The sequence below is a fragment of the Phytohabitans sp. LJ34 genome, assembly GCF_052068095.1.
Lineage (GTDB): Bacteria > Actinomycetota > Actinomycetes > Mycobacteriales > Micromonosporaceae > Phytohabitans.
Genome location: NZ_JBQHDG010000003.1, coordinates 422195 through 438124 on the forward strand (window position 1 = coordinate 422195; position 15930 = coordinate 438124).

Here is a 15930-nt window from a genome sequence, read left to right on the forward strand (position 1 = left end):
GGAGTGTGGGATGGAGCGTCTTGCCGGCCGTGTCGCGGTCGTGACCGGGGCGGGAAGCGGGATCGGGCTGGCCACCGCCCGGCGGTTGCACGCCGAGGGCGCGCTGGTGGTCTGCGTGGACGTCGACGAGGCGAGCGGCAAGGCGGTCGCCACCGAGGTGGCCGGCGAGTTCGTCGCCTGCGACGTGACCGACGAGGCGACCGTGCGCGAGCTCTTCGACGGCGTGGTGGAGCGGCACGGGCGGGTGGACGTCGCGTTCAACAACGCCGGCATCTCGCCGCCCGACGACGACTCGATCCTGGTCACCGGGCTGGAGGCGTGGGAGCGGGTGATCAAGGTCAACACCACGAGCGTCTACCTCTGCTGCAAGTACGCGATCCCGCACATGCGGCGGCAGGGCAAGGGCTCGATCATCAACACCGCGTCGTTCGTCGCGATCATGGGTGCGGCGACCAGCCAGATCGCGTACACAGCGAGCAAGGGCGGGGTGCTCGCGATGAGCCGCGAGCTCGGCGTGCAGTTCGCCCGCGAGGGGATCCGGGTCAACGCGCTCTGCCCCGGGCCGGTGGCGACGCCGATGCTCATGGAGCTGTTCGCGAAGGACCCGGAGCGGGCCGCCCGGCGCCTGGTGCACGTGCCGATGGGGCGGTTCGCCCAGCCGGAGGAGATCGCCGCCGCGGTCGCGTTCCTGGCCAGCGACGACGCGTCGTTCGTCACCGCGTCCCAGTTCGTGGTCGACGGAGGGATCACCGGGGCGTACGTGACGCCGATCTAGGGAGCTTTCCGGCCGCGCCGGCCCTGCGCGGGCCCGGCCAGGGCGGTTGTGCGCGCCGCTTTGCTCTGCTTCCCTGGGGTGGTCACCCCAGGGAAGGTCAGCCGATCTCCTTGCCCAGATTGGGTTGCGCTCGTCGATGGTGGCGAACGATCACCGCGCTCCATCGGAGGGCTTGCACCGCGGACGTGGCAGCGGAGGTCGGGGATCTCGGCTCGCCCCGCGAGCCGCCGGCCTGCGCGGTCTCCGGCGGGAGCGGCGGTCCGCAGGTGACACGGACCCGGGACAAAATCTGCCTTGGGCAACGTCGAACAGACGTAACCCCGACGGAAAGTCTCTGGGGTAGAGGAGCCGATCTAGGGTAGAAATAATCTGATGCGGCCGATCATCGGTATCACCTCGTACGTGGAGCCCGCCGCCTGGGGCGTGTGGCACGACGTACCGGCCGCCCTCCTCCCGTACTCGTACGTGCGCGCGGTCGAGGCGGCCGGCGGGCGGGCGATCGTGATCCCGCCCGACCCTTCCGGCGCCGAGGTCGTGCGCGTTCTCGACGGCCTGGTCCTCGCGGGCGGCCCCGACCTCGACCCCGCACGCTACGGCGCGCCGGCCGACCCGCGCACCGACAGCCCTCGTATCGAGCGGGACGCGGGCGAGTTCGCGCTGGCCGGCGCCGACCTGCCGATCCTGGGCGTGTGCCGGGGCATGCAGCTGATGGCGGTCGCGTACGGCGGGCGGCTGCACCAGCACCTGCCCGACGTGGTGGGGCACGACAAGCACCGCCCCGCGCCCGGCGTGTACGGCTCGCACGGCGCCCGCTTCGTGCGCGGCAGCCTGGTCGACCGGATCATGGAGGGCGACGGCGAGGTCAACTCGTACCACCACCAGGGAGTCGCCGACCCCGGGCGGCTCACGGTCACCGGCTGGGCCGACGACGGCACGATCGAGGCGGTCGAGGACCCGTCGCGCCCGTTCCTGCTGGGTATCCAGTGGCACCCGGAGTCGGACGGCGACATCCGGCCGTTCCAGGCTCTGGTGGACGCCGCACGATAGGTTGTGGCGTTATGGGGCGGCCTCTGATTGGTTTGACGACATATGCCGAGGATGCGCGCTTTGGGGTCAATGACACCTTTTCCGCCGTGCTGCCGCTGTCGTACGTCCACGCGGTACACGAAAGCGGGGGCCGGGCGGTCCTGATCACCCCGGACGCGCCCGACGCGGACGTCCTCGACGGCATCGACGGCATCATGTTCACCGGCGGCTCCGACGTCGACCCCGCGCTCTTCGGCGAGCCGGCCCACCCCGCCACCAAGGTCAAGCCCCAGCGAGACGCCGCCGAGCTGCTCCTGCTCCGCGCGGCGGTCGCCGCCGACCTGCCCGTGCTCGGCATCTGCCGGGGCATGCAGCTGATGGCCGTGGCGTACGGCGGGCGGCTGCACCAGCACCTGCCCGACGTGCTCGGCCACGACGGCCACCGGCCGGTGAGCGGCCCCAAGTTCGGCCACCACCCGGTGCGGTTGCTGCCGCACTCCCGCGCACACGCGATCCTCGGCGACGAGGTGACCGTCAACTCGTACCACCATCAGGGGGTCCGCGACCCGGGCGGGCTCACACCGGTCGGCTGGTGCCCGGGTGACGATCTGATCGAGGTGGTGGAGGATCCGAGCCGCACCTTCGTCCTCGGTGTGCAGTGGCACCCCGAGGACACCGACGACTTCCGCGTCTTCGAGGCCTTCGTGGAGGCGGCCAACGCCCGTAAGTTGGCGTTGCGGTAAGGCGGCCGCGGCCGGCGCTAGGGTGGAGGCCATGAGTGTCCGTGCCCCACTCGTGCCAGGCCAGATCTCGCCGTGGCGCCAGGTGCCAGCCAACATCCCCCGCCCGGAGTACGTGGGGAAAAAGCGGCCCAAGGAGTGGCGTGGCTCGCACGTGCAGACACCCGAGACGATCGACAAGATGCGGGTGGCCAGCCGGCTCGCCGCCCAGGCGACCCAGCTCGCCGGCGAGCACTGCAAGCCGGGCGTGACCACCGACGAGATCGACAAGGTCGTCCACGAGTTCCTCTGCGACCACGGCGCCTACCCGTCGACACTCGGCTACAAGGGCTTTCCGAAGTCGTGCTGCACCAGCCTCAACGAGGTGATCTGCCACGGCATCCCGGACTCCACCGTGCTGGAAGACGGCGACATCATCAACGTCGACGTGACCGCGTTCATCGGCGGGGTGCACGGCGACACCGACGCCACCTTCCTCGTGGGCGACGTCTCCGAGGAGGCGCGGCTGCTCGTCGAGCGCACGCACGAGGCGATGATGCGGGGCATCCGCGCGGTCGCGCCCGGCCGCCCGCTCAACGCCGTGGGCCGGGTCATCGAGGCGTACGCGCGCCGGTTCGACTACGGGGTCGTGCGCGACTTCACCGGGCACGGCATCGGCGAGGCGTTCCACAGTGGCCTGTACGTGCCGCACTACGACAACCCGCGGCTCGACGTGGTCATGGAGCCGGGCATGACCTTCACCATCGAGCCCATGATCACGCTGGGCACCCACGAGTACACGATGTGGCGCGACGGCTGGACGGTCGTGACCAAAGACCTCAAGTGGACCGCGCAGTTCGAGCACACGATCGTGGTGACAGACGACGGGCACGAGATCCTGACCCTGCCGTGACGGCCGACCGCCCGGCCGCGCTCGACCCACACCACCACGCCGACGTATCCGGCGGCTGGCTGCGCCCGGCGGTGTTCGGCGCGATGGACGGCCTCGTCACCAACATCGCGCTGATCGCGGGCGTGGGCGGCGGCGGGGTCTCGTCGCGGAACATCGTGCTCACCGGCGTGGCCGGGCTCGTCGCCGGCGCGATCTCGATGGGCCTCGGCGAGTACACCAGCGTGCGCACGCAAAACGAGCAGGTGGCCGCCGAGGTCGCCAAGGAGCGGCGGGAGCTCCAGCGCTTTCCGGACGCCGAGGCGCGCGAGCTGGTGGAGACCTGGACCTCCCGCGGCCTGCCCCGCGAGCTGGCCGAGGAGGTCGCCGCCGTGCTCAAGCGCAACCCGGAGGAGGCGCTGCGTTTTCACGCCCGCGAAGAGCTCGGCGTCGACCCGGACGAGCGGCCCAGCCCGTGGACGGCGGCCGTCTCCTCGTTCGTGTGCTTCTCGGTCGGCGCGCTGGTGCCGCTGGTCACCTACCTGCTCGGCTTCGACCAGCTGTGGCTGGCGCTCGGGGTCGGCGGTGTGGGGCTCTTCGTGGCCGGCGCGCTCGTCGCCCGCTTCACCAACCGCTCGTGGTGGGGCAGCGGCCTGCGCCAGCTCCTGCTCGGCGCCGCGGCGGCCGCCGCCACCTACCTGATCGGCAGCCTGATCGGCGTCAACGCCGCCTAGCGCGGTGCGTCCGGGTGGGACGGAGCGTCCAGCCTCCGCGACCCAAAGGCCCAACCCAGGCGGCCGTGCTAGGCGTCGAATATCTGGCTCACCGTCGCGTCGACCGGGCGGCCCCTGTTGGCCAGCTCCTTGGCCTGGTCGCGCAGGATGAGGCCGAGCTCGGTCATGTCGACGCCGGCCAGTCCGGTGCGCTTGACCGCGTCGGCGCTGTTGCGGAAGTACGTGCGGGTCAGCAGCCCGACCACCATCGCCGCCGAGAGCCGCGCCTCGCCGATCGTCAGCATCGCGGCGTCCGTCTCGTACCACTGGGTGAGCCGGACCGCCCGCGCGTGCGCCGAGGAGGCCCGGCACCACGCCTCACGAGCCAGCGTCGTGAACTCCAGCGACTTCGCCTCCGCCAGCCGCCCCAGGTGGGTGTCGCGGAGCCGCTCCAGCCAACCGTTCGGGTCGTAGATCGCGCGCGTCGTCACGTACCGGTCGGCGGCTACCGGCCACGAGGTCGAGAGCGTGCGGGCGTGCTGGAGGTACTCCTCCGCGGCCACCACGCCGAGGTCGACGAGGATCCCGTCCACCCGCCGGGTGACCGGCCGCGGCCCGGCGCCCGCCTTGTAGGTGACGACGACCATGTCGACGTCGCTCGTGTCGGTGTCGTCGCCGTGTGCCAGCGAACCGTGCACCCCGATCGCCAACACGCCGGCCGGGTATCGCCGTCGGGCCGCATCGGCCACCTGGTCCGCCACGACCCAACGGGGATTGGCGAGGTACGGGTTTGGCTCCGCCACGGCGATCATTCTCCGGCATCACTGTGGCGGTGCGGTAGCGCTGCGTTGCTGTTTCCCTCCGACCCACCCTATGTCGGACCGGCCCATCGCATCATGCTTACGATCCTGGCGCCCGGCGGACCCGGGTGGGTCCGCCGGACGTTTCTGTGGCACGACTCCGGGAGCTACGTCGCCCGGCGGGCCTCGATCGGCAGGCGGGAACGGGTGAGCAGGCCCGCGCCGAGCATCGCCACGATCGGCACGACGGCCACGACCGCGAGGCTCTCCCACGGGACACCGACCGGATACGGCGGCTCGCCCGGCCAGCGGCCCGCGCCAGCCTGGTTGTACGCGTAGAGCACCGCCGCGGAGACCCCGAGCCCGGCGGCCACGCCGAGCACCGTGCCGAGCCCGGCGATCACGCCCGACTGGCTCAGCGACAGCCGCCGCCGTACCCCCGGACTGGCGCCCACCGCGGCGAGCGTGGACAGGTCGGATCGGCCGTCGGCGGCGGCCAGGCCGGTGGCGATGCCGGCCGCGCCGAGCGTGATCAGCCCGGCCGCGGCGGCGAGGATCAACAGGGTCGGGTCGGAGCGGCGGTCCGGGCCCCGTTCGACCGCGACGTACAGGTTCTGGTCCACCTCGCGCAGCCCAGCGGTCAGCCGGTCCTCCTCGGCGGTGGTGGGTACCCGGCTGTTCGTCACGACCACGCCGGACGGGCGCTCGGCCAGCTTGGCCGCCGCGACCGCGCCGCTGGAGAGCAGGGCGCCGCCGTGCGGCGGCAGGCCGGTGGCGACCGCGTGTCCGGGCACGACGACCGTCGGTATCCGCTCGCGGTCTTCCGGCGTGGTGGTGCCCTCCGCTTGGCGGGAGTCGTAGATCTCCAGCGTGACCTTGCCATCGACGACGTACCGCGGATCGCTGAGCACGACGCCGCCCGCGGCCAGGGCCGCCCGCGCCTTGGCCAGGTCGTCGCCGGTCGCCCCGGTGATCCCGGGCAGCGACTCAGGCGTGGCGATGATGCCGCCGAAGCCCATGTACGACCAGCCCGAGATGCGCGCGCAGCGCGGATCCGCGAGGGCCTTGCGCTGGTCGTCGGCGCTCAGCGGCGTGGCGTCGTCCGCCCACGGGCACTCCCGCTCCCGCGGCATCCGTGGGCTGAGTCCACAGTAGACGTCGCTGGGCGTGCCGGCCGGGCAGGTGACTTCGTTGACCGGGACGGTGGTGCTCGCCGGGAAAGTGTTCCGGGCCAGTGCCGCCACCCGCCCCATGTCGGGCGCCTTCGCCGGTGCCCGCGGATCCGTGCCCGGACCGCCGTACTGGTACTGGACGAACGCGTTGCCGTCGGGCAGCCCGGCCTGGTAGCTCGCGTCGTTGCGCTCGTTGTCCGCGGTGAGCACGACGCCGAGCGCGACGCTGCCGGCGACGGCCGCCATCACCGCCGCGATGGCCGGCGCCGAGGCGGCCCGGTTGCGGGCGGTGTCGCGGAGCGCGATCCGGGGCGCGAGCGGCAGGACCCGGCCCATCCGGGCGATCAGCCCGACCAGCGCCGGCGTGCAGAGCACGAGGCCGAGCTCACCCACGATCAGGCCACCCAGTACCAGGTTGATTTCGGTCTGCCGGGCGCCGAAGACGGTCGCGGCGGCGCCGACCCCGGCCAGCCCGACGCCGGCGACGAGCCAGCGCTTGCGCGAGCGCACGCTGCCCCGCCGCCCGGTCAGTGCCGCGACGACGTCGCCCCGCGCCGCGGTGAACGCCGGCACGAGCGCGGCGAGCACACCGGTGCACACGGCGAGGGCCGCGATGCCGGCGAGCGCCAGCGGAAACACCCGGTAGCCGCCGGCCCGCTGGTTGACCAGCAGCTCCTCGAGCAGCGGCCGGGTGGCGAACGCGGCCACGACCCCGATCACCAGACCGGCGACGGCGCCCAGCAGGCCCAGCACGACGCCGTCGGCGAGGACGATGCGACGCAGGTGCGCGGGGGTACCCCCGTTGGCGGCGATGAGCCCGAGGTCGCGTCGCCGGCGGCGGGCGCCCACGGCGAACGCCGGGCCGGCGAGGAGCACGATCTCCAGGATCGCCAGGCCCGCGACCAGGCCACCGATCCCGATCGCCTCGGCGTCGACGGTCGAGTTCTGGAACATGTCCGGCGTCTCGGACGCCGGCGGCGGGTGGATGAGGACCTCGCGGGAGAAGACGACCATGCCCCGCTGGTTGAGCTGCTTGACCTGCTCCCAACTGACCGGGCCGGGGGCGTCCCAGAGCCAACCGGTGCCGCCGCCGGAGGAGTTGGGGCCGGTGGAGGGCATGGCGCTGGGGAGGAAGATGACGCTCTCGAAGAGCGCGGCCGGCAGCTCGGCGAGGCCGGTGACCGTCCAGGACTTCGTGCGGTCCGCGCTCTGGATCGTGTCGCCGACGCCCGCGCCGAGCCGATCGGCGGCGTCCGGGCTGATCGCGACCTCGTCGGCGCTCGCGGGCGCGCGGCCGTCGAGGAGTGTGACGAGGCCCGCGGTGAGCGGGTCCCGCAGGTCCAGCCCGCGGGTGCCGATGCTGCCCACCCCGCTGGCCGTACGGAAGTCCGCGTAGCTCTCCAGCGACGGGATGACCCGGCTGCCGGCGGGCAGGGCGGCGAGGATCTCCCGCTCGGTACGGGGCTGGGCGGGCGGATCTCCCTCGGCGCTCCAGCCGTCGCCGCGCGGGTTCTGCACGACCGGCCCGGTGTACTCCCACAGCAGCCGGGCGTCGGCGGTGCCCATGTCGCGGTCCGCCTTCTCGGCCGGGCGGAGCCGGAACATGTCGTACGAGGCCGCGGCGAAGGAGAGCGCCAGCACCGGCAGCGCGATCATCGCGATCACCAGCGCGGAACGGCCCTTTGCCCGGCGCGCCTCGCGGCGGGCGATGCGCAGGGCGGTCAGCCAGGACGTCACGGGACCGGCTCCAGGAGCTCTTCCGCCTGGGTGAGCGGGCCGGACGTGTCCACGACGACGCCGTCGCGCAGGAAGACCACGCGGTCGGCCCAGCCGGCGTGGCGTGCCTCGTGCGTGACCAGTACGCCGGCCGCCCCCGCGTCGACCCGCGCCCGGAGCAGCCGCAGCACCGCCTCGCCGGTCTGCGAGTCGAGCGCGCCGGTCGGCTCGTCGGCCAGCACGAGGCGGCGGTCGCCGACCAATGCCCGGGCGATCGCCACCCGCTGCTGCTGGCCGCCGGACATGTCGTCGGGGAAGCGCGGGCCGAGGTCGGCGAGGCCCACCTCCTCCAGCGCGGCCACGGCGAGCCGGCGCGCCTTGCGCACGCTCATGCCGTCCAGCTCCAGCGGCAGCGCGACGTTTTCCGCGGCGGTGAGGCTGGGCAGCAGGTTGAGGTCCTGGAAGACGTAGCCGACCGACCGCCGGCGCAGTGCGGCGAGCTGGCGCCTGGAGAGCTCGCCGAGGAGCTTGCCCTCGACGTACACCCCGCCCTGGGTCGGGCGGTCCAGCCCACCGGCGAGGTTGAGCAGCGTGGACTTGCCGGAGCCGGATGGGCCCATGACGGCGACGAGCTCGCCGGGGCGTACGCCGAGGGCGACGCCGCGCAGCGCGTGTACGGCGGCCGCGCCGTTGCCGTGTGTGCGGTGCACGTCGCGCAGTTCGAGGATCATGAGTGGGTCACCTCGCTGTGTTCAGGGTCCGGCGCCGTCGCCGGAATCGTCTTGGGTGGCGGGGGTGGGTAGCGCATCAGGCTCGCCTCGCAATGGTCCAGCCAGCGGATCTCCGCCTCGGCCTGGAAGATCATCGCGTCGAGCACGAGCCGCCACGGCAGGTCGGCGGGGTCGTTCTCCCGGCTCTTGAGGCGGGTGTACTCCTGGAGCGCCCGCATCGTGGCGGTCCGCTGGGTCTGCACCACCGCGCGTACGTCGACGCCGGGCGTGGTGAGCGCCAGCGCGAGCTTGATCGCCAGCTCGTCACGGGGGCGGTCGGTGCGGCTGATCGGCGTGGCGAACCACTGCGCCAGCTCGCTCCGGCCCGGATCGGTGATCTCGTACGGCCGCTGCCCCCCGTCGTTTTCCGGCAGCGGACGCACGAGGCCGTCCCGTTCGAGGCGCGACAGGGTCGTGTAGACCTGCCCGATGTTGAGCGGCCACGTCGTGCCGGTCGACTCTTCGAATGCGGCGCGGAGCTGGTAGCCGTACATGGGGCCGCGTTCGAGCAGCGCCAGGAGACCGTGACGGATGGACATGGCTACCGAGTATGCATACTCGGTATGCCACGGGCAAGACCTGGGGGTATCAGGTAGCCCGGCCGGGGAAGGGGACGGTGGCCGGGCTGACCCCGGCACGGCGCCGCCAGCGGGTGGCCCGGACCGCGCAGTCGGTGAGCGCGGCGAGCGCGGTGCCCCGGTCGGCGTCCTTGGTCGCCGGCAGCGCGGCCCGCCACACCGCCGCGGTGCGTTCCTCGATCTCGGTGGCCAGCCGGAGCGCGGCGGCCCGGTCGGTCAGCGGGTACGGCAGCGCGTAGCTCGGCGCCGCCGGCGGCGGGGTCGTGCCGAGCGCGGTCAGCCGGAGCACGAGCGCGTCCCGCCGGGAGCGGTGCGCGGCCTCGGCCTGGCGCGCGTCGCCGGCCGAGGCGGTGTCGAGGCGCACCCCGATCGGCCCGTACGCGTAGATCGCCGCGTGCTCGGCGTCGAGGGCGGTGACCAGAGCCTCCGGGCTCATCGGACCACCTCCAGGTGCGTCGCGCAGGCGGCGGCGATCGAGCCGAGCAGCGCGGCGCGCTCGGCGGGTGCCGCCTGGCAGGCTTGCGCGGCGGCCTTCTGGCACTTCTGCTCCGCCGCCCGCAGCGCGGCGAGTGTGCCCTTCGCGTCGCCGGCCGGCGGTGAAGGGCTGGCGGACGCGGACGCGCTCGGCTCGGGCGTCTTGATGACCTTGGCCAGGGCGGCCGCGTGCTCGCGGTGTGCCTCGGCGACCGGTGTCAGGCGCTCGGCGAGCACAGGAAAGGCGGCGATCGCCGCCTCGTGCTGGCCGGCGAGCGACCGCGCCTCGGCGAGCAGCGGAGCGAGCGGGTCGGGCGCCGGGGGCTGCGCCTTCTCCTCGTCGTCGCCGAAGAGGCCGCACCCCGAGATCGGGTATACCGCGACGGCCCCCACCGCCGCGGCCAGCACTCCACGGCGGGACGGCTGTTGATCTACAAGCCTGCTCCGCACGGCCAAAGTCTGCCGTACGCACGCCACCGGCCGGCCACCCCACTCCCGGGAAACCCCCACAGTGGTCCCACGCGGGGGAAGGTCGGTGCGCCGGCCGTCCCGGAAGCGCTTCGGCGCGTTACGCTCTGCGCAGCCACCGGACGCTGTTTGGTCCGGTGGCGAGGAGGCATGGCCGCCTAACCAGGCCGGGGAGACGGTGGCTGGGTGGCCCGAGTGACGGAGAGAGGTGCGCCTGATGACTCAGCGTGGTCGCACCACTCCACCGCGAGGCTCCGGTGACCGCCGCCGCCCGCCCGCCGACCGGACCCCGCAGCCCCGGGTCTCCCGGGATCGGGTCGCCGCCGTCGTGCAGCCGGTGGTGACCGATGCCGGATACGACCTGGAAGACCTCGCCGTGTCCCGGGCCGGCCGGCGACACGTGGTGCGGGTGACGATCGACGGTGACCGGGGCGTCAGCCTCGACGACATCGCCGACGTCTCGCGGGCCGTCTCGGCGGCGCTCGACGCGGCCGAAGCGGCCGAGGGCGATCTGCTGCCCGGCGAGTACGAGCTGGAGGTCAGCTCGCGCGGCGTCGACCGGCCACTCACGCTGCCCCGCCACTGGCGGCGCAACGTCGGCCGGTTGGTGAAGGTGAGCGCGGCGGGCCGCCAGGTCACCGCGCGGATCAAGGCCGCTGGCGACGAGGGCGTGACGCTCGACGTCGACGGCACCATCCAGGAGGTGGCCCACACCGACCTCGGGGCCGGCCGGGTGCAGCTCGAGTTCACCCGTTGGGGCGAGGTCGAGGGTGCGGACGAGGACGACGAGATCGACGAGGAGGACGAGGAGAGGTGAACATCGACCTCGCGGCGCTGCGCGCCCTCGAGCGAGAGCGGGAGATCCCGTTCGACACGATCCTCGCGGCGATCGAGACCGCGTTGCTGACCGCGTACCGGCACACGGAGGGCGCCGAGGCGCACGCGCGGGTGGAGATCGACCGGAAGACCGGCGCCGCGCTCGTGTACGCGCAGGAGCTGGACTCGGACGGCAGTGTCGTCCGGGAGTGGGACGACACCCCGCACGACTTCGGCCGGATCGCCGCGATGACCGCCAAGCAGGTGATCCTCCAGCGGCTGCGCGAGGCGACCGACGAGGTGCACTTCGGTGAGTACGTGGGGCGCGACGGCGACCTGGTGACCGGCGTGGTGCAGGCGCACGAGGCGCGCTCGGAGAAGGGCATCGTCACCGTCGACCTGGGCAAGCTGGAGGCGGTGCTGCCGCACTCCGAGCAGGTGCCCGGCGAGATCTACGCGCACGGCCAGCGGATCCGCTGCGTGGTCGTACACGTGGCGAAGGGCTTCCGCGGGCCGCAGATCACGCTCTCCCGGTCGCACCCCAACCTGGTGAAGAAGCTCTTCGCGCTGGAGGTGCCGGAGATCGCCGACGGCACCGTGGAGATCGCCGCGATCGCCCGTGAGGCCGGTCACCGCACCAAGATCGCAGTGCGCTCGACCGCGCCCGGTGTCAACGCCAAGGGCGCCTGCATCGGGCCGATGGGCCAGCGGGTCCGCGCGGTGATGAGCGAGCTGCACGGCGAGAAGATCGACATCATCGACTGGTCGGACGACCCGGCACACTTCGTCGGCAACGCGCTCTCGCCGGCCAAGGCGCTGCGCGTGGAGGTCGTCGACGCGGCCACACGCACCGCACGGGTGACCGTGCCCGACTTCCAGCTGTCGCTCGCCATCGGCCGGGAAGGGCAGAACGCCCGCCTCGCCGCGCGGCTCACCGGCTGGCGGATCGACATCAAGCCGGACAACGAGCCGGCGCGCCCCGCCGGTGGCGATCATGCGACCGAGCCAGGCGGCGCGGTCGCCGAGGCGTAGGAGTAGACTCTCCGTTGGTACGACGTGCGCGGCCGGTGCGCACCTGTGTGGGTTGCCGGCATCGGGCGGCGGCCACCGATTTGCTACGGGTTGTCGCGGTTCCCAGTGAGGCTGGCCACAGCCTTACGCCGGATCCGGCCCGTAGACTGCCGGGTCGGGGAGCTCATCTGCATCCTGATCCGGCTTGCTTCGCGCTGGCGGAGCGGCGTCGCGCCTTCGGGCGAGCGCTGCGCGTCACCGGTGTCCTGGACAGCGGTGCGCTGGCCGAGCACATCCGTGCGGTAGCCACTACGACCGGTCACCAGACCGGTCGGGGGTCGCAAAGAGCAAGGTAGGACGACCGACATGAGCACACGATGAAGTCGCTGAAATGACCAGGCTTCAAGTGCAGGAGTGAGGTCGCTGCGGGTGCCGCCCGCACGACCTCGGAGTGAGGAGTGCAGTGGCAGGCAAGGCCCGCGTACACGAGCTTGCGAAGGAGCTCGGGGTCGAAAGTAAGACCGTGCTCGCCAAGCTGAAAGAAATGGGCGAGTTCGTCAAGTCAGCGTCGAGCACTGTGGAGGCGCCGGTCGCCCGGCGGCTGCGTGGTGCGTTCGCCGCAGGATCGCAAGCCCCCGCGGCGGCTCCGGCCGCTCCGTCGGCCCCGGCGGCCTCAGCGGCGGCACCCGCCGCACCGGCTCCGGCGCCCCAGAAGGTCGCGGCGCGTCCGGCGCCGCCCCGGCGGGCCACGACGCCCGCGCCCGGGCCCTCGGCCCGACCCAAGTCCCCCGTCCCCAATCCGCCCCAGCCCACCCCGGTGGCCAAGCCCGCGAGCGCCCACGACATCGAGGTCGCCGCGGCGGAGGAGCGCGCGGCGCGGCTCAAGCGCGACCAGGCGGAGGCGGTCAAGGCCGCCCAGCAGGCGGCCAAGCAGCGTGACACCGCTCGGCGGGAGCCCCCGGCCGACGGTGCGACCCGGCCCAAGCCCAGTCCGGGCGCGGTGCCACCGCGGCCCGGTTCCCCGGCCGCCGGTCGGCCCACCCCACCCGCGGCACCCGCCACGGGTGGCGGCCGTCCCGGCCCGCGTCCGCCGCGCAGCGGTGGCAACAACCCGTTCGGCATCACGCCCAGCGGCCAGCGCCCCGCGGCCAGCGGCGGCGGTGGCGGCCAGCGGCCCAACCCGGCCTCGATGCCCCCGCGGCCGAGCCCGGCGTCCATGCCCCCCCGACCGAGCCCGGCGTCCATGCCGACGCAGCGGCCCGGCCGACCCGGCGGTGGCCCTGGCGGTCCCGGCGGTGGCCGTGGCCCCGGCGGCGGCGGTCGCGGTCCCGGTGGTGGCGGTGGCGGCGGCGGTGGCTTCCGCAGTGGCGGCGGTCCCGGCGGCGGCGGCGGCGGTGGCGGTGGCTTCCGCGGTGGCGGCGGCGGTCCCGGTGGCGGCGGCGGTGGTTACCGCGGCGGTCCCGGTGGCGGCGGTGGTCCCGGTGGCGGCGGCGGTGGTTACCGTGGCGGTCCCGGTGGCGGAGCGCCCGCGGGTGCCGGCGGTGCCGGCCGTCCCGGTGGTGGCGGTCGCGGTCGCGGCGGCGGTGCGGCGGGTGCCTTCGGGCGTCCCGGTGGCAAGCCGACCCGCGGTCGCAAGTCGAAGAAGCAGCGGCGTCAAGAGTTCGACAACCTGTCCGCGCCGCAGATGAGCTCCGGTGCTCCGCGCGGTCAGGGCCAGGTCGTCCGGCTTTCGCGCGGCGCGTCGCTCTCCGACTTCGCCGACAAGATCAACGCCAACCCCGGTTCACTGGTCCAGGAGATGTTCAACCTGGGCGAGATGGTGACGGCGACGCAGTCGGTCTCCGACGACACGTTGCTGCTGCTCGGTGAGCACCTCGGCTTCGACGTGCAGATCGTCAGCCCGGAAGACGAGGACCGTGAGCTGCTTGCGCAGTTCAACATCGACCTCGACGCGGCGGTCGACGAAGACCGGCTGGTCAGCCGGCCGCCGGTCGTGACCGTCATGGGTCACGTCGACCACGGTAAGACGAAGCTGCTCGACGCGATCCGCAAGACCAACGTGATCGAGGGCGAGGCCGGCGGCATCACCCAGCACATCGGTGCCTACCAGGTCATGGTCGAGCACGAGGGCACCGAGCGGGCGATCACCTTCATCGACACCCCGGGTCACGAGGCGTTCACCGCCATGCGTGCCCGTGGTGCCCAGGTGACCGACATCGTCATCCTCGTGGTCGCGGCCGACGACGGCGTGATGCCTCAGACGATCGAGGCGCTCAACCACGCCAAGGCGGCCGAGGTGCCGATCGTGGTCGCGGTCAACAAGGTCGACAAGCCGGAGGCCAACCCGGACAAGGTGCGCCAGCAGCTCACCGAGTACGGGCTGGTGGCCGAGGAGTACGGCGGCGACACGATGTTCGTCAACGTCGCGGCCAAGCCCGGCATCGGCATCGACGAGCTGCTCGAGGCCGTGCTGCTGACCGCTGACGCGTCGCTGGAGCTGACCGCTCCCGTCGACGGGCCGGCTCAGGGTGTCGCCATCGAGGCCCACCTCGACAAGGGCCGGGGTGCGGTGGCCACGGTGCTGGTGCAGAAGGGCACGCTCCGCGCCGGTGACTCGATCGTCGCCGGTGGGGCGCACGGCCGGGTCCGCGCCATGCTCGACGAAAACTTCAAGGCGGTCACCGAGGCGGGTCCGGCCCGTCCGGTGCTCGTGCTCGGCCTCACGGCCGTGCCGGGTGCGGGTGACACGTTCCTGGCCGCGACCGACGACCGCACCGTGCGACAGATCGCCGAGCAGCGGCAGGCGCGGCGGCGGGCGGCGAGCTTCGCCAACTCCCGCGGCCGGGTCACGCTCGAAAACCTCATGGAGCAGATCAAGGAGGGCGAGAAGACCACGCTCAACCTCATCCTCAAGGGCGACGTCTCCGGTTCGGTGGAGGCCCTGGAGGATGCGCTGTTCAAGCTCGACATCCCCGAAGAGGTGCAGCTCAAGATCCTCGACCGGGGCGTCGGCGCGATCACCGAGAGCAACGTCATGCTCGCCAGTGCCTCGTCCGAGGCCGCGACGATCATCGGCTTCAACGTGCGGGCCGCCAACAAGGTCCGCGAGATCGCCGACCGCGAGGGCGTGGAGATCCGGTACTACACGGTCATCTACCAGGCCATCGAGGAGATCGAGGCGGCGCTCAAGGGCCTGCTCAAGCCCGAGTACGAAGAGGTCGAGCTCGGCTCGGCGGAGGTCCGCGAGGTCTTCCGTTCGTCCAAGGTCGGCAACATCGCGGGTTGTATCGTCCGGTCCGGCGTCCTGCGGCGCAACGCCAAGGCGAGGCTCATCCGCGATGGGGCCGTCGTGGCCGACAACCTCACGCTCAGTTCGCTCAAGCGGTTCAAGGACGACGCGACCGAGGTCCGCGAGGGCTTCGAGTGTGGTCTGACGCTCCAGGGTTACAACAACATCCAGGTCGACGACGTCATCGAGACGTTCGAGATGCGCGAGAAGACGCGCTCGTAGCGAACGCGTAGCAAGCGCCCCGCCGGCATCGCACCGGCGGGGCGCTTGTGTTTTCCGGGCGTACCGTGGACGCGGGACGTCGCCAAGGGGGTAGCCGTGGAGCTGCATTGGTGGTCGATCGAGGTCCGGCACGGAGCGTTCTCCGCCCACCGGTGGCGCGACCAGCTCGGCGAGTCGCTCTTCGAGATGGCGGTGACCCACGGGGCGCGCGACTGGGGTTGGGTGGAGCAGCCCTGGGGGCTTGTCTTCGAGGTGGGCTTCCGCGACCCCGAGGGATGGCTGCGCTTCCGGGCGCTGCCCGGTGTGCGTGCGGTGCTCGACGCGGTGCCCGACCCGGTCAACGGGCTATACGTGTATCCGGGCCGCGGCGGCAGCTCGGGCGCGCCGCTGCCCCTGCACCCGCGGCTGCCGATGGGCGCCGGCGCCGCGCCGCTGCCCGAGACCCCGGAGCCGATCATTGTCGCGGGGCGGTCCCCGGCCCAGTAAGTTCTC

Annotated in this window: 15 protein-coding genes and 1 pseudogene; 10 read left to right on the top strand and 6 right to left on the bottom strand. The window is 72.9% G+C overall.

Going from position 1 to position 15930, the window contains the following annotated elements:
- The first annotated feature begins 10 nt into the window (after positions 1-10).
- The 5 genes from ACTMTJ_RS07335 (at position 11) to ACTMTJ_RS07355 (ending at position 4143) form a co-directional block, all read left to right on the top strand.
- Positions 11-775: a 3-oxoacyl-ACP reductase gene (locus ACTMTJ_RS07335; protein WP_441215340.1), complete on the top strand. Its 765-nt coding sequence runs from the start codon at positions 11-13 to the stop codon at positions 773-775.
- A gap of 372 nt (positions 776-1147) precedes the next feature.
- Complete coding sequence (locus ACTMTJ_RS07340) at positions 1148-1822, top strand: gamma-glutamyl-gamma-aminobutyrate hydrolase family protein (RefSeq protein WP_441215341.1); 675 nt, start codon at positions 1148-1150, stop codon at positions 1820-1822.
- Positions 1823-1833: 11 nt separating this feature from the next.
- Positions 1834-2544 (top strand): gamma-glutamyl-gamma-aminobutyrate hydrolase family protein, encoded by a 711-nt coding sequence (locus ACTMTJ_RS07345; RefSeq protein ID WP_441215342.1) that lies wholly within the window; start codon positions 1834-1836, stop codon positions 2542-2544.
- 31 nt (positions 2545-2575) lie between these two features.
- The gene (gene map / locus ACTMTJ_RS07350) at positions 2576-3433 is read left to right on the top strand and encodes a type I methionyl aminopeptidase (RefSeq protein ID WP_441215343.1); all 858 of its coding nucleotides are present in this window, start codon (positions 2576-2578) and stop codon (positions 3431-3433) included.
- A complete protein-coding gene (locus ACTMTJ_RS07355; RefSeq protein ID WP_441215344.1) occupies positions 3430-4143 on the top strand; it encodes a VIT1/CCC1 transporter family protein in 714 nt (237 codons plus the stop codon). Before map ends, ACTMTJ_RS07355 begins: the two co-directional genes overlap by 4 nt.
- Positions 4144-4211: 68 nt before the next feature.
- Here the strand turns inward: ACTMTJ_RS07355 and ACTMTJ_RS07360 are convergent, their stop codons facing one another.
- The 6 genes from ACTMTJ_RS07360 to ACTMTJ_RS07385 all read right to left on the bottom strand — a co-directional run bounded on the left by ACTMTJ_RS07360 (position 4212) and on the right by ACTMTJ_RS07385 (position 10025).
- Positions 4212-4925, bottom strand: a complete 714-nt coding sequence (locus ACTMTJ_RS07360) for a nucleotidyltransferase domain-containing protein (RefSeq protein WP_441215345.1) — start codon at positions 4923-4925, stop codon at positions 4212-4214.
- Positions 4926-5089: 164 nt separating this feature from the next.
- A complete protein-coding gene (locus ACTMTJ_RS07365) occupies positions 5090-7831 on the bottom strand; it encodes an FtsX-like permease family protein (RefSeq protein ID WP_441215346.1) in 2742 nt (913 codons plus the stop codon).
- A complete protein-coding gene (locus ACTMTJ_RS07370; protein WP_441215347.1) occupies positions 7828-8541 on the bottom strand; it encodes an ABC transporter ATP-binding protein in 714 nt (237 codons plus the stop codon). The genes ACTMTJ_RS07365 and ACTMTJ_RS07370 overlap by 4 nt, the downstream gene beginning before the upstream one ends.
- Entirely contained in the window at positions 8538-9119 is a 582-nt protein-coding gene (locus tag ACTMTJ_RS07375) for a PadR family transcriptional regulator (protein ID WP_441215348.1), read from the bottom strand. The genes ACTMTJ_RS07370 and ACTMTJ_RS07375 overlap by 4 nt, the downstream gene beginning before the upstream one ends.
- Positions 9120-9168: 49 nt before the next feature.
- Complete coding sequence (locus tag ACTMTJ_RS07380) at positions 9169-9594, bottom strand: ferritin-like domain-containing protein (RefSeq protein ID WP_441215349.1); 426 nt, start codon at positions 9592-9594, stop codon at positions 9169-9171.
- Entirely contained in the window at positions 9591-10025 is a 435-nt protein-coding gene (locus ACTMTJ_RS07385; protein ID WP_441215425.1) for a hypothetical protein, read from the bottom strand. Before ACTMTJ_RS07385 ends, ACTMTJ_RS07380 begins: the two co-directional genes overlap by 4 nt.
- Positions 10026-10317: 292 nt before the next feature.
- Between ACTMTJ_RS07385 and rimP the strand changes: the two genes are divergently transcribed.
- From rimP to ACTMTJ_RS07410, 5 genes and pseudogenes are all read left to right on the top strand, one after another.
- The gene (gene rimP / locus ACTMTJ_RS07390; RefSeq protein ID WP_441215350.1) at positions 10318-10917 is read left to right on the top strand and encodes a ribosome maturation factor RimP; all 600 of its coding nucleotides are present in this window, start codon (positions 10318-10320) and stop codon (positions 10915-10917) included.
- The gene (nusA, locus tag ACTMTJ_RS07395) at positions 10914-11948 is read left to right on the top strand and encodes a transcription termination factor NusA (RefSeq protein WP_441215351.1); all 1035 of its coding nucleotides are present in this window, start codon (positions 10914-10916) and stop codon (positions 11946-11948) included. The genes rimP and nusA overlap by 4 nt, the downstream gene beginning before the upstream one ends.
- A 14-nt stretch (positions 11949-11962) precedes the next feature.
- Positions 11963-12297: pseudogene (locus ACTMTJ_RS07400) on the top strand (YlxR family protein).
- Positions 12298-12390: 93 nt separating this feature from the next.
- Positions 12391-15438: a translation initiation factor IF-2 gene (gene infB / locus ACTMTJ_RS07405; protein WP_441215352.1), complete on the top strand. Its 3048-nt coding sequence runs from the start codon at positions 12391-12393 to the stop codon at positions 15436-15438.
- 96 nt (positions 15439-15534) lie between these two features.
- Entirely contained in the window at positions 15535-15924 is a 390-nt protein-coding gene (locus ACTMTJ_RS07410; protein ID WP_441215353.1) for a hypothetical protein, read from the top strand.
- Positions 15925-15930: the final 6 nt, after the last annotated feature.